Consider the following 15,525-nt stretch of genomic DNA (forward strand, 5'->3'; position numbering starts at 1 on the left):
ATCTTATAAAGAAGGTGAAAAAAAATAGTTCCGAAAAAAATACTAAGGTAAAAATCTTCCTGTCTGAATTTTTTATTAAAGAAGATTAATAGAGCAGTAATTAAAGATTGAATCAAGGTTAAATAAAGGAGAAATAACATAATAGTTGTATTGATAAACAAAACTACTCGATGATAATTATTAAAAGGTTACCTAAAGATTAAGCTACCTGATAGTGAAAAATTAAACGACAATTTGGTTTTCATTCTGTAAATGAAATTATAAAATATTAAGGCTGTAAAATTTTAAAAGTTTACTAATAGTAAAAATATGGATTATCATGAGCTTTTGGAAAACCCGATAAATCACTTCCTTTTTATTGCTTTGTAAAGTGCTGTAAAGCCTTAATTTTAAAGAGAAAAAGCTGTAAAAGTCTTGGTTTTCAATGATCTGCATTTTCTGTTTTTTTTACAAATACTTAACAAATTAGAGCTCTTAAATTTCCCTTTTTTTAACAATTACATAATTTTCATTTTTTCACTATTTGTAAAATTCATTGTTAATTTGCTTTAATAAATTTAATATTTGTAAACAAATTAACCATGAAAACAATTTACAAGGCAATTTTTATTTTTTCTGCTATACTCTTTGCACAAAACATGACAGCGCAAAAAGCAACTATTAGCGGAACTGTTACCGATGCACAATCTCCATTGCCGGGAGCAACTATTATATTGTCTAATAATCAAAAAGCAACAACTGACTTCAGTGGTTATTTTACGATTCAGGATGTCAGACCAGGAAATTTTGAATTGCAAATTGCTTATATAGGATATGAAACAAAAACGATTGCAATTGAAATAAAAGATAATCAAAAATTAAATCTGGGAATCATCAGACTTGCTACAAATTCAAAAGAATTAAACGAAGTAGTGGTAAGCGGAATGACCCAACGAAATAGTGAAGCAAGAGCGCTAAACATGCAAAAGAAATCCATGAGCATTGTAAACGTAATTGCTGCCGATGGAATAGGAAAACTTCCGGATCGTAATGCAGCAGAAACCGTACAGCGTATGCCAGGAGTTTCTATTGAAAGAGATCAGGGTGAGGGACGTTTTGTGTCCGTAAGAGGTTTGCCACCGTTTTGGTCATCAACTACAATTAACGGTAACAGGATTCCAACGGCTGAAGAAGAAACAACTTCAAGAGCAACTGCATTCGACTTTTTTCCATCAGATCTTATCGCTTATGTTGAGGCTACAAAAGCCATTACACCTGATATGGATGGAGATGCAATCGGCGGAAGCGTAAATTTTACCACGCAGACTGCTCCAACAAAAAGAACAATTAAAGCAAGCGTTTTTAGCGGATACAATCAAAAATCGGATAAAGGAATTTACAGCGGATCGCTTACTATTGGTGATAAAAGTAAAAATGGAAAATTCGGTTACATTGTAAACGGAACTTACTGGAACAGAAACTGGGCTACGGATAATTACGAAGCCAGAAGACAAGGTGACCAGGGAGTGTACAGATTAGAATTGCGTGATTATACCGGAGTTAGAAAAACAACGGGTTTAAATGGTGCAATGGAATTTAATCCATCATCAAGAGATAAAATCTTCCTGAAAGCAACTTACGGTGGACTTACAGATGAAGAAACACATTATAAACACAGAATCCGTTTTGATAAATTCAGCAGTACAACAAATGCGTTGACTGTCGAACAACAGGATATTCACAACGAATTAATGACACAGTTTATTGGTATTGATTTAGGTGGAAAACATCAATTGGCAAATGGAACTTTAGACTGGAGCCTGGCTTCTTACAGAAATCAGTTTAAGTATGGAAATATTCCAAATGCAGAAGACAACAGTTATTTTTTAATTCAGTTTAATCAAACCGGAGTTGGAGTTAAGCCGGAATATATGAATACTGTTCCGGTTGCTAATGGCGGAGCAGGAGGACCCAGAGCGTATTGGGCTGCTGATGGCGGAATGCTGGATCCGAATAATCCAAAATCAATATTTGATTTTTACTCAGATCCAAATTTCAAAACAGATCCGACAAAAATGAAATTCTCAACCTTAGAATTGTATAAAATTAGCATTGTAGAAAGAGATAACATTATTGCGGCTGTAAACTATGAGCATAATTTTAATGAAAAACTAAAAATGAAATTTGGTCTGAAATTAACAGACAAAGATCGTATCGCCACTTTTCGAGATGAATATTACAATTGGACAGGATCTCCAACACCATTTTTATCCAACTATAGTGCTGATTTAATTAATCAGCCCAGCGGAACAGATTATATGAGAAAAGAAACCGGAACTTCTATTGGAAATACTTTCGGACCGGTTTTATCTACGGATGGAATGACGAATTTATTCAACACTTCACAAGGTAATTTGGTTTTAAATCCTGCAGATTCTCAAATTCCGGAATTAGGAAAAGGATTGGGAAGAAACTTTAATGTAGACGAAACTACCTCTTCTTTTTATGGAATGGCAACCTATTTAGCAACTGATAAATGGACTGTTTTAGGAGGGGTGAGAGTTACGAATACCAATACAAAAGTGACAGGAAAAACGGTAGAGAATAATGTAGTTGTTGATGCTGAAAACACCAAAAATTATACATCAGTATTGCCAATGTTACATGTAAAATATACTCCGGTTGAGAATTTAAACCTTCGTTTTGCGACAACCAGAACTTTTGCAAGACCCAACTTTGGAGACATTTCTCCAGCCGGTTCTTTGAATACTATTGATGGCGAATATGCTGGTGGAAATCCAAATTTGAATCCAACTTATTCCTGGAACTTTGATTTACTGGGAGAATATTTCCTTGATGAAGTGGGAATTATTAATGCAGGAGTTTTCTACAAATCAATCACAGATCCAATTTTTGATGATACCTACCAGGGAACTATTAACGGAATTTCGGATATCGAAATCAGTTCGCCAACAAATGGTGGTAACGCATGGATTAGCGGAGTTGAATTCGGAATCACAAAAAGATTCAGTTTTCTGCCTGGATTCTTAAAATATTTTGGAACTCAGATCAATGCAACCTTCATGAATTCTGAAATGACATTGGGACAAAATGCTAATAATCCGAACGGAAGAAAAGTGTCAACTCCATATCAGGCAAAAGAATTATACAACTTACAATTGTTTTATGAAAGTGGTAAACTTAATGTGAGAGCGGCTTTTAACCATAAAGGAGCCTATGCAACCAGTTTTGATGCCAATGCCAAAAATACAGATAGGAACGATATTTATTATGGTAAATACAACTCACTTGATTTTTCTGCTTCTTATAAAGTAGGTGAGCATTTCACCATCTTCAGTGATGTAAATAATGTATTAAATGAGCCTTTAATGTATCATTTTGGAGAAACTCCAAACCGACCAAAACAGGTGGAGTACTATGGAGTGAAATTCAATCTTGGACTTAAATATAATTTATAGACAACTATAAGTTAACCCGTTGGATGTTGGGAGATTTTATTTTTACAGTTTATTTTTTTTTTAATCAACTGCATTCAACGGGTTTCTAAAAAAGAATACTCAATCTCAATTTTACAGCACAATTATCATTTTAATCGTAAGGAACTAATGTCTACAAAATCATCTAATTTCAGGTTTATATTAAAAACATCCATAGCGGCATTTGGTACTTATTTTTGTATGTATGCTTTCAGGAAACCTTTTACAGTAGCGACATTCGACCATATGTCTTTCTGGGGAATTGACTATAAAATCTTGTTGATTTTAGCACAGGTCCTGGGATATACGTTTTCTAAGTTTTTGGGAATCAAGGTCATTTCAGAATTAAAATCGGCAAGAAGAATACTTTATTTAATAAGTTTTATAGCCATTTCTGAACTAGCTTTATTAGGTTTTGCAGTAGTGCCGGCACCTTATAATATTCTGTTTTTATTTATAAACGGATTGCCTTTGGGAATGATCTGGGGAATCGTTTTTTCTTATATCGAAGGAAGAAAAACAACTGAATTACTAGGCGTTATTTTATGTTCGAGTTTTATTGTTTCCTCCGGAGCAGCAAAGTCTGTGGGGATATTTGTCTTGAAGGTTTTGGGATGCAATGAGTTTTGGATGCCTTTTGTTTCTGGATTAATTTTTATTATTCCGTTAATTGCATTTTCATTGTTTTTGGAGAAAATCCCAAATCCGGATAGCGAAGATTTGGCTTTACGATCAAAAAGAAGACCCTTGAGCAAAAAAGAACGTGCTTCGTTATTTCAGCAATTTGCTTTTCCGTTAACGGCAATTATTATTTTCTATGCGATGCTAACAGCAATGAGGGAATTCAGAGATAATTTTGCCAGGGAATTGTGGGATACTTTAGGATATAAAGAGAGTATTTCAATTTATATGTATTCTGAAATTCCTATCGCCATATCGGTTTTGTTGATCCTGGGTTTTTTGGGAAGCATGAAAAACAATTATAAAGCATTCAAAAATTATCATTTGGTTCTATTTTTAGGTTCGTTACTTATCGGGATCACGACTTTTTTATTTCAAAAACATTTAATAGGACCACTTCCGTGGATGATCATTTCAGGTTTTGGTATGTATGTCTGTTACATTCCGTTTAACGGTTTATTTTTTGACCGAATGATTGCGACTTACAAAATAGACGGAAACACTGGATTCTTAATTTATATCGCCGATGCTTTTGGTTATTTGGGAAGTGTTTTGGTTCTGTTTTTCAAAAATTTTGGAGACAAGAATATTTCACTATTAAGCTTTTTTACCACTTGTATATATCTGTTATCCTTCGTAGGGATAATTACAACCATAATGTCGTTTAATTACTTTAAACGCAAATTCAAAAAAACATCAAAAATTAGTACAACACCTTTATACACTTGAAATAAAGAAATAGAATAAAAAATAAATATGAATATCCATGACGAATACCTAGCTATGATAATATAAAAAAGTTTGCCACGAATTTCCCGAATTTCCCCGAATTATCTTGGTTGTACAGATTAAAAATCTGCGCAAATCTGTGCAATTTGTGGTTAGTTTTTTTAAGCATTTTCAGAATAAAAATTAGAGGAAATTAGAGAAATTCGTGGCAAAAAAACAAATTTGGTACTCTTTGCGGATTGCCATAAAAACAATCACACAAACAATCACACAAACAATCACACAAACACAAACATATGAAAGAGAAATATGATTTAATAATTGTAGGGTCGGGAGTTTTAGGCACATTTCATGCTTATCACGCTTTACAAAAAGGAATGTCGGTTGCTATTTTGGAAAAAAACAGTAAACCGGAAGGTGCAACCGTTCGAAATTTTGGACAGGTTGTACCATCAGGAATGGACAGAAAATGGCAAAACTTCGGAAAAGAAAGTTTAAAATTTTACAAAGATATTCAGTCGCAATTTGATATCAGCATTCGCGAGAATGGGACTGTTTATTTGGCTTCAAACGAAGAGGAAATGCAGTTAATTGAAGAATTGCATCAAATAAATATTTCAAATGATTATGAATCCAGTTTGCTGACTAAAGAACAATGTTTGTCAAAATATGCCGGATTACGATCTGATTATTGCACTGGCGGTTTATTTTTTCCACAGGAAGTAACAGTTGAACCTTCAACAATGATTCATAAATTACATCACTATATGACTACCAATTTAGGCCTTGATTTATTTATGAATACCACTGTTTTGAATGTTGGAAACAGAAATGATGGAGTAGTGGCAACGATTTCTACAGGATTGGAATACAAAGCTTCAAAAATCATTATTTGTAACGGAAGTGATTTCAAAATTCTATACCCTGAAATTTATAATAATAGTGATTTGGTTGTTTCTAAACTTCAGATGCTACAGACCAAACCTCAGAACAATTACAAATTAGACGGTTCTATTTTGACAGGATTAACGATTAGAAGATATGAATCTTTTGAAGAATGTAAATCGTATGCCGCAATTAAGGCAAAAGAAGACCCGGATAGTTTTGAGAAAAAATATGGTGTTCACATCTTATTCAAACAGGCGCTGGACGGATCTGTAATTTTAGGCGATTCGCACGAGTATGCACCGGCAAAAGATATTGATGCTCTGGGATTTGATTTGAATATGGATATTGACAATTTCATGATTGAAGAAGCCAAAAAGATAATCGATTTGCCAACGTATGAAATTCAAAACAGATGGTTTGGAATGTATTCGCAATGCAAAACCAAAGATATTTTTGAACATACCGTTGATGAGAACATTCATATCATAACCGGAATAGGAGGCAAAGGAATGACCGGAAGCGCAGGATTTGCCAAACATAACATTGATAAAATTTTTAATGCTTAAAGCTGCGAATTAATTTTTCTCGCAGATTTAGCAGATCTTGGAGATTTAAATTCATCAATTTAATCTGCTTAAATTATTTTTAAAATCTGCATGAAACAATTACAAAGAGAAGTCTCAATCCTAAATTATTCAAAAATCTGCTCAATCTGCCAGATCTGCGAGAGAATTTTAAGGCATGCTAATTTTTAAAGAAGCATGACTGATTTTGCTTTTTCATAAGCAAAAAAAGCGAAGCTGGACAGATTATTTTATTTCAATTATAATATTCTCAACATGTAAAAACATGTTCAAAAAATAAAACACACAAAATGAAAATTAATGAAATTGAAATGGTCGTTTTTGATATGGCCGGAACAACAATAAACGAACAAAATATAGTTTACAAATCGCTTCATAAAGCAATCAATAAATTTGGATTTGATGTTTCGCTGGAATTGGTGCTGTCGTTAGGAGCAGGAAAAGAAAAACACCAAGCGATAAAAGATATTTTGAAGCATATCAATAACACGGATTCAAATACATCAGATTTAATATTTGAATATTTCAGGGAAATACTGAATCAGGAATATTTATCTGCAAAAGTGTTACCGATTGAAGGAGTTGAAAATGTACTTCAGAACCTTAAAAAAGATGGCGTAAAAGTAGTTTTAAATACAGGCTACAGCAGTCATGTTGCCAATACTTTATTGCAAAAATTAAACTGGAAAAAAGACCATCAGTTTGATGCTTTAATTACGGCTGATGATGTTGTACTAGGGCGTCCTTTTCCGGATATGATCCACAAAGCGATGCAGCTTTTTGATATTAGAGATGCTTCAAAAGTATTAAAAGCGGGAGACTCGGCTATTGATATTGAAGAAGGAAAAAATGCAAAATGTGGTATTACAATTGGCGTTTTATCGGGAGCGCAGACACGATCACAACTCGAAGAAGCAAAGCCGGATTATATTTTAGATTCTCTGGCATCTTTATACAGTATTGAAAATTGATTTTTTGCCACTAATTTCACTAATTAGCACGAATTAATTAGTGAAAATTAGTGCAATTATTGGCAAACATTTTTAATCATTATAATCTTTTAATCTGTGAATAAATCTTGCAGCCTTACCTAGAATCTCTAATAAGTAAATAAATAGTAACCCATAAAACAATTCAACTCAATGAAAAAGATTTTTAGATTAAGTTACGTTACAATTCTGGCAAGTGTATTTTTAATCGCATCTTGTACCAATGATCCTGCGTTTTTGGGAGATGAAAATGCAGTAAATACTAAAACAATTTCAAAAACGGCTAAAACAGCATTCCTAAGTAGTGGTACTAAAAAACTGCTTATTATTGGTATTGATGGCTGTCGCGGAGATGCTTTAATGGGGGCCAATACGCCAAATGTACATGCTTTATTACCCAATTCAGTTTATAGTCTTGATGCTTTAACAGAAGCACCAACATGGAGCGGAAATGGCTGGTCGACGATGCTTAGTGGTGTAACGCACTTAAAACATGGTGTAACAGATAATTCCTTTTCAAGTCCGAAATTTGGAACTTATCCAAGTTTTTTAAAGCGTTTGGAAACATATAATGCTGCTTTGAAAACCATGTCGATTGTACATTGGGCTCCAATCAATACTTATATTGTTGACGGAATTGATCTGGAGAAAACAGTTACCACAGATTTAGCTGTAAAAAATGAAGTAGTAGCAGCACTTACAAACGACAATCCGGATGCTTTATTTTTACATTTTGACGATGTAGATCACGCAGGTCATAGCTACGGATTTTCATTGAATGTACCACAATACAAAGCTACGATCGAAACAACAGATGGTTATATCGGAGAAATTTTGACTGCTTTAAAAAACAGGCCCAATTATGCCAACGAAGACTGGCTGGTTATTGTAGCACCAGATCATGGCGGAATAGTTACGGGTTCAACAGGATCTCACGGAGGATCATCTTATGAAGAAAGAAATATTTTTACCATCTTCAATAATAAAAATTTCAATTCAACAAAAATTGAAAAAGCAGTTGATCCAACCACATCGATTACAGGTAGTTTTGCCAATTTTAATTCGAACAACAAATACGCTTCAACAACAAATACGCTTTACAATTTTGGGACTTCAAGTTTTACGGTAGAATGCAGAGTGAAAACTTCTGGTTACTCTAGCGATCCTTCTTTAGTATCGAACAAAAATTGGGTAAGTGGTAAAAATCGCGGATTTGTGATTTGTGCCAATACCGGAGGAACATGGAAAGTAAATATTGGTGATACTCAAAATCGTGTTGATATTTCCGGAGGAACAATCAATGACGGGAAATGGCATCATTTAACCATGGTAGTGGATCGTACAGCAAAATTGGTTAAAACCTATCAGGATGGTGCTTTTGTTGGACAGGCATCAATTGTGAATAATTTTGGAAGTTTAACTTCGGGATTGCCGTTTGCTGTTGGTCAGGACGGAACTTTAACGTACGGTGCCAATGTAAACGGAAATATAGCGGAAGTTCGTGTATGGAATAAAGCTTTGTCTGAAGCTTCGATTTTAAACTATACCTGTTCATCTGTCACAGCTTCGCATCCGGATTATGCCAATCTTATCGGTTATTGGAAAGGAAATAATGGTTCAGGAAACAGTTTTACCGATTCGAGCAGCAAACAGATAGCGCTTACTTTTCCGAATGCGCCAACATGGACAACAAGTACAGCTACTTTAAAATGCGGAACTGCTACAGGAGTAGTTCCAAAAATGACAGATATTGCCTATTCTTCTCTACAATGGTTTGGAGTACCGATCAACTCAGCGTGGTCGTTAGACGGACGCTCCTGGCTTCCGGCGGGAAATTAATTCAGTTTGTGTTTTTTATTGTTAAAAGGTTGTCTCTGTTTGTGGAGACGACCTTTTTATGATTTAACCGCAAGGAACGCTAAGGTCTATGCAATGTTCGCAAAGTTTTATAACCAAAGCTTTGCGAACATTGCGGTTTATTTCATTGCGCTCTTTGCGGTTAAGTATAACGTAGATTTAACTATTACTTTCAGAGTAGAAGTAAAGCACTAACATAACACAATTTTCTGTCGTTCTGTTTTCAGGAACGTGAGGATGTCTACCATTAAAACATAACGAATCGCCTTCGTTTACAATAACTTCAACATCGTCTATAAGATAAGTTACACTTCCTTTGATGATATATTTAAATTCCCAGGCATCTGTGATTACTTTTTCACGTTTGCAATTAGGTTCAACGTCAAGAATTACAGCTTCAAAACCAATAGAATTAATGCTTTTACTGAAGATATGATAGTAATTAAAACCAGTAGTTTCAGCTCTGTCTTCTTTTTCTATCTTTTGATAGTCTTCTTTTTTAATATGAATGTATTTGGCATTTTTGGTGTTTTCGACGCCTTCAAAGAAATAGCTGACATCGGTATTTAAGGATTGTATCAATTCAATTAAAACTGGCAATGACGGGATAGTTCGTCCGTTTTCGATTCTCGAAATTAATCCATTACTAACTCCGGCTCTGTTGGCAACTTCATGAATGGTTAGCGAATTTTTCTTTCTAATTTCTTTTAATCTTTTTCCAATACCAATTAAAAAATCGTCCATAATAAAACCTGTAGTTTGAATTGTAAATATAGTACAATTAGCATTAAAACTTTTTAAGAAATTCCAGAGAAGAAAATACTTCTCTAAAAATGTCTAAGCACTCCGCGTAGTTGTGTCTAAAATGAATTTATGCTTTGAAATTAATGAAATAGCCAAAAGTAAAACAGCAATTGATTAATATTAAGAAACTTAGAAATAAATTAAAAAAACCTAGAAACAGTCAGGCAATATTAATAAATTATTAAATGAATGAATCGCGAAATTATCAATAACGGTTTGTCTTATTTTTGTAAGGGTCTTCTTTAACAATTTAAATTTGCATTATGAGTTCTAATTTGATATTAAGGTTACGGGAGGGTGATGATTCTTGTTTTAAAGAAATCTACGATTTATATCATTTTAAAGTATTTTGTTTTGTAAAAAAATATACTGCTCAACTGGCAGATTCAGAAGATGTGACGCAAAATGTCTTTATTCATCTTTGGAAATATAGAACTAAACTAGATCCAAATGTTGAGTTGGAAGCCATCTTGTTTAAAAGCTCAAAACAAGAAATTTCAAAATGGTATAAAAAGCAAAACAGGATTTTTTCAGTAGAAAACGATCAATTGATTCGGGAACTTGATTCTTCCGAAGAGTCCGACGATAGTATAGATATAAAGCTTGAAAAAATACAATATCTTCTCGATCAGGTTCCTGAAAAAAGAAGAAAGATATTTAACCTTCATAAGTTTGAAGACCTTAGTTACAAAGAGATTGCTGCCGAAATGGATATGTCTCCAAGTGCTGTAGCAAATCAAATTTCAAAAACATTACAATACCTCAAAAAAAACTCAGTAAAAAACCATGAACTCTATTGGTTCGCATTATTTTGTATGAGTCAGTCTGACGCATTTGTTTGCTAAAAACTTCTCGTTTATTAAGAAATAGTTAAGTCTGAACCGTAAGGGTGATATTTGAAGCCTTGCAAATCTAATGTACTAAATGGCGATAAACAACTGTGTTTTCTCCAGCTATTAAATTTAATTTAAATGAAGTCAAATAGATTTAGAGACGAATGGGATGAAATACCCAATGAGGGATTTCTTCCCTCGGAAGTTAGATTGCGAATGTGGAGCAAAATTCGGAAAAGCACTACTGATAAGTACAAAAACTATTATAAGTGGGCCGCCGCTGCTTGTGCTGTAATTGCATTATCGATAACTGGCCATCAGTTTCTTTCGTCTCCGGATACAGCGGCAAATAAAATTGCTTCTGTTCGAACATTTAAAAAAGATGTTCGTATTTTATGTCTGCCTGACGGAACAAGGGTTTGGTTAAATGAGGATACGGAAATAGAATATCCATCGCATTTTTCAAAAAACGAAAGAACGATTACTTTAAAGGGGGAAGCTTTTTTTGAAGTAAAACGTGATACTTCCAGACCGTTTATTATTACTTCGGGACCTGTTAAAACAACTGTTCTTGGAACGTCATTTAACATTAAAGCTTATGGTGACAAACAATCTGAAGTGAATGTACGAACCGGTAAAGTAAAAGTTGAGGGTGCACATAATACCGTTTTTCTACTAAGAGGTGACCAGGCAGTTTATAGTCCTGAAACGTTTACCGTAAATAAGAACAAAACAAAAATTCTGGAACCGGACTGGAAAAAGGTTCTGATTTATGTTGATGGTTTAACACTGGAAGAAGTCATAGCAAAGCTAAAAAAAGAGCATTCATTCTCTGTAAATTATTTAGAAGACGATCTGAAAAATCTGAAAATTCAAGGAACTCTTGATACCAGACAAGGCTTTTATGAGATGCTGCAAACTATTGCTTTTGCATTGGAAATAAAATAAGACCCACCGGAAATAACACTTATCTGATTAGTCGGTAAGGGATTTCCATATTTTCAAAAATACATTTAGATCATAATGTGATTGTAGCGATTTTCAAATTTTTGCAAAAAAGTTTGAAAGAGCTGTTATGCAATTGTTCGAATACAAAAATGAAATTAAATCAAAAAAGAACTATTAAATAAATTCTAATTAAACTAAATATTTATCAATTATGAACAATGATTCTTCCAGGCAATTTATTACTGCCTTCTGGATTTTGCTTTTCGGATTATTTCTTGGAACAAGCACGATTTATGCACAAAATGGCACCGTATCGGTTGATTTTAAAAATTCTTCCCCACAAAAAATAATTGATAATTTAAAGACTCAGACTCCTTATCAGTTTGTTTATCAGAAAGATTTGGACTTAAGCACTCCTTTAGTAACATTAAAAAAAGACAATGTCTCGATTGATGAGATTTTAGATGATTTACAAAATCTGACAAACTTAAATTTCAAAAGAACCGAAAATAATATTGCGGTTAAGAGAAATGATGTGGTCAAAAAAAAAAGAATGGGAAAATTACCGGAAAGGTAGTTGACAACAAAGGACTTTCATTGCCTGGTGCAAATATTAAAGTTGTCGAAACAGGTTTAGGAACTCAAACAGACATCGATGGGAATTATGTTTTGAACCTCGAACCGGGAGTATACACGATAGAAATAAGTGTAATTTCTTTTCAGACTCAAAAAATAACGAATGTAAAAGTCGTTGAAGATCAGGAAACACCACTTGTTGTATCCTTAAAAGAAGATGCCGAATCACTGAATGAAGTTATCATTATTCAGGATTATAAAAAAGCAACAGCCTCAGTTGGTGGTATGTTGCTGCAACAGAAAAAAGCAGCTCAGTTTTCTGATGGTATTTCGGCAGAGCAAATTGCCAGAACACCAGACAGAGATGTGGCAAGTTCATTAAAACGTATTACGGGTGTAACAACAATTGGCGATAAATATGTTGTGGTACGTTCTATGGGCGAGAGATGGAATCAGGCGGTTATGGACGGAATCGCACTACCAAGTACAGACGCTTATCAGCAAAGTTTCTCTTTTGATATTATTCCAACTTCTATAGTCGAAAGTATTATGGTAAGCAAATCTGCAACGCCGGATATGTACGCCAATTTTGCCGGAGGTTATGTTGAAGTTAAGACAATGGATATTCCTAAGGAAAATTTTAACAATTTTTCTATCAGTAATTCTTATAATAGCAAAAGTGCTTTTAAGGAGCGATTAACAAGGCAGGAAGGCGATTATGATTATTTTGGTTTTGATGACGGACGACGTGATTATCCTAATAACCTTATAGCGCTAGAAGTACCAACAACTGAGGCAACATCTGATCTTTTTATTCAACAATCAAAAGAGTTTACGGAGGATAATTTTTCAACTTATAAGACCTACGGTGCTCCGGGAACGACATTGCAATTTGGTTTAGGACGTGTCTATAAATTGAAAGACAATAACAAATGGGGATTTGTTGGTTCTTTAATTTTTAAGAATACGCAGGAAAAACTTGAAATTGAGCATACAGAAAGAAATAATAAAAGTAATACCGAATTTTCTGCGGAGAATGAGAAAGAGTTGTATTCAACTTTCAGAAAATATGGATTTAAAAATTCAGGAGCCAATTATAATTATAATTCAACTTTAGGCGGTATGTTTAATGCGGCTATTCAGTTGGATAATCATAAAATTACAATGCGTAATACTGTTATGCATATTTATAACAATCAATTAACCCAAATCACAGGTTTTGAAAATGAAAATGCTATTTCAGAAATATTAGATGGTACTAATTTACCTGTAACGTTAGAATCTAATTATCCTGTTTATACGACTTTCATCCAAAATAAAATTGAAGGAAATCACAAATTCGATAAGCTTGAAGTTAATTGGTATGGCGCCTATGGAAATGTAGCAAAAGATACCAAAGATGCAACATTTGCAGAAATTCGCCGTGAGAAGGTAGGTGATGATGTGCTGGAGTACTATAATGTTTATAACGCTGCAAACGGCCGATTCCCGTTTAGCAGAAGCAATTTCACCAATGATGAGGCCGATTATAACTGGGCCATTAATTTCAAATACACTTTTAATTTTGGTGATTCTTTTACAAATGATATAAAAGGGGGCTATTTTGGAACCTATAAAAAAGCAACAAATCAACAGGAATCTGCCAAAATGGTTGTTATTGGGCAGGGAACTGACCGAGCTAAGATTTATGAACCACTTTCTGAATTTTTAGACGTATCAAATTATTATTGGGGAGGTTTTGGATGGCAGGATTATGGCACATACGGCAATAAGTATGAAGGTGATGTAAAAATACATTCACCATTTTTAATGCTCGATGATAAAATTGGCCGATACGTAAGATTGGTTTGGGGAGTAAGAGCAGAAAGTTACATTTATACAGAAATACAAAGTCAGTCTGAAGCTCCCAATGGTTTAGGAAAAGACCAGGCAGATGATAAAGTTTGGCAATTTCTGCCATCAGCAAGTTTAATAATTAGTCCAACTAATAAAATGAATGTTAGATTGGGGTATAATAAATCTGTTTTGCGTCCACAATTTGCAGAGCGTTTGGGTATTCCTTATTACGACCCAATTCGTTCGGCGAAAATCTACAATTACTCAGATGGATTGGTTTCAAGTGTAGCTAATAATTATGATTTTAAAGTAGAATGGTTTCCATCCGGTGCTGAGATTTTGTCTTTTGGTATTTATCATAAAAACATTGATGATCCAATCGAATCAGTTGGTTTCCGCAATCCTTCAGGGACAAGGGATATCTACAATTTGAACTCAAACAATGCCAAACTTTGGGGTGTTGAATTTGAGTTTTATAAAGATCTTTCTTTCTTAGGCGAAGGAGAAATCTTAAAAGATCTGTTTGTTTATGGGAACGCTTCTTTTAATGATACAAAAGTAACATCCTATGTTAATATAGACGGAACCGGAGGACTTTATGAAGCCAACAGGCCTTTGTACGGGCAATCACCTTATACTTACAATCTTGGTCTGGATTATGTAGGTGACCGTTTGGGCTTTAGTCTTAGGCATAATGCTATTGGAGATCAATATATACTGGTAGGTTTTGAATACAGTGCCGAGGAAATTCGAAGACCATATGCGATAACGGATGCTCAGGTAAGCTTCAAATTTTTTAAAGAGAAAAATCTGGAACTAAAATGCAGCATGAAAAATATCTTTGATGCAGGTATAGAAACTTATAATAACACTAATAGTTACAGTAAAATTACGGATGTTCCCTATGGGTCAAATCCAAGAGAACGATTTAATCTGGGAGCAGGAGCAACAGATAAGTATGATGAAGATATTGATCAGGTTGTATTTAAAGCCTGGAGTGGAAGAACTATAAGTGTATCTCTTAATTATGGGTTTTAGCATTCTTAGTCATACTTTAAAATCAATGGCAGAGAATTGTGGGCGTTCTTTTCACGGATATTAAGAAACCGTTAACAAAAAAACAGACATGATTTTTTGCTTCTTTAAAAGCTAATACCTAATAGAAGATAAGACATTTTCTACTTAGATAAATCTAAACACTGGTGTTGGTAAAGATTCTGTTTTAGCAGAATCTCTAATTAGTTCCTTGATAAACTTTAAACAGACAAAATTGTAAAGGTTGCAGATATTCGGAATCTTCAATAAAAAAGCCAATGTGTATTTA

The 15,525-nt window shown here is 33.9% G+C and carries 10 protein-coding genes; 9 read left to right on the forward strand and 1 reads right to left on the reverse strand.

Going from position 1 to position 15,525, the window contains the following annotated elements; genetic code table 11:
- The first annotated feature begins 581 nt into the window (after positions 1 to 581).
- From IHE43_RS12650 to IHE43_RS12670, 5 genes are all read left to right on the forward strand, one after another.
- On the forward strand, positions 582 to 3,458 hold the full coding sequence (locus IHE43_RS12650; protein ID WP_192184217.1) for a TonB-dependent receptor: 2,877 nt from the start codon (positions 582 to 584) through the stop codon (positions 3,456 to 3,458).
- A 147-nt stretch (positions 3,459 to 3,605) separates the two neighbouring features.
- Positions 3,606 to 4,886: a DUF5690 family protein gene (locus tag IHE43_RS12655; RefSeq protein ID WP_192184218.1), complete on the forward strand. Its 1,281-nt coding sequence runs from the start codon at positions 3,606 to 3,608 to the stop codon at positions 4,884 to 4,886.
- 296 nt (positions 4,887 to 5,182) lie between these two features.
- Entirely contained in the window at positions 5,183 to 6,340 is a 1,158-nt protein-coding gene (locus tag IHE43_RS12660; RefSeq protein ID WP_192184219.1) for a TIGR03364 family FAD-dependent oxidoreductase, read from the forward strand.
- A gap of 308 nt (positions 6,341 to 6,648) precedes the next feature.
- Entirely contained in the window at positions 6,649 to 7,329 is a 681-nt protein-coding gene (locus tag IHE43_RS12665) for a phosphonatase-like hydrolase (RefSeq protein ID WP_192184220.1), read from the forward strand.
- Between the two features lie 171 nt (positions 7,330 to 7,500).
- Positions 7,501 to 9,186, forward strand: coding sequence for a DUF4983 domain-containing protein (locus IHE43_RS12670; protein WP_192184221.1), 1,686 nt, complete (start codon positions 7,501 to 7,503; stop codon positions 9,184 to 9,186).
- 177 nt (positions 9,187 to 9,363) lie between these two features.
- On the opposite strand, the gene IHE43_RS12675 is transcribed toward IHE43_RS12670, so the two are convergent.
- Positions 9,364 to 9,948: a helix-turn-helix domain-containing protein gene (locus IHE43_RS12675; protein WP_192184222.1), complete on the reverse strand. Its 585-nt coding sequence runs from the start codon at positions 9,946 to 9,948 to the stop codon at positions 9,364 to 9,366.
- A 323-nt stretch (positions 9,949 to 10,271) separates the two neighbouring features.
- Between IHE43_RS12675 and IHE43_RS12680 the strand changes: the two genes are divergently transcribed.
- From IHE43_RS12680 to IHE43_RS12695, 4 genes are all read left to right on the forward strand, one after another.
- Entirely contained in the window at positions 10,272 to 10,853 is a 582-nt protein-coding gene (locus IHE43_RS12680; protein WP_192184223.1) for an RNA polymerase sigma factor, read from the forward strand.
- A gap of 126 nt (positions 10,854 to 10,979) precedes the next feature.
- Entirely contained in the window at positions 10,980 to 11,789 is an 810-nt protein-coding gene (locus IHE43_RS12685) for a FecR family protein (RefSeq protein ID WP_225585081.1), read from the forward strand.
- Positions 11,790 to 12,000: 211 nt separating this feature from the next.
- Complete coding sequence (locus IHE43_RS12690) at positions 12,001 to 12,366, forward strand: STN domain-containing protein (RefSeq protein ID WP_192184224.1); 366 nt, start codon at positions 12,001 to 12,003, stop codon at positions 12,364 to 12,366.
- A 20-nt stretch (positions 12,367 to 12,386) separates the two neighbouring features.
- A complete protein-coding gene (locus tag IHE43_RS12695; RefSeq protein WP_255513796.1) occupies positions 12,387 to 15,239 on the forward strand; it encodes a TonB-dependent receptor in 2,853 nt (950 codons plus the stop codon).
- The last annotated feature ends 286 nt before the right edge of the window (positions 15,240 to 15,525 follow it).

The organism is Flavobacterium sp. MDT1-60 (assembly GCF_014844035.1).
Classification (GTDB): domain Bacteria; phylum Bacteroidota; class Bacteroidia; order Flavobacteriales; family Flavobacteriaceae; genus Flavobacterium.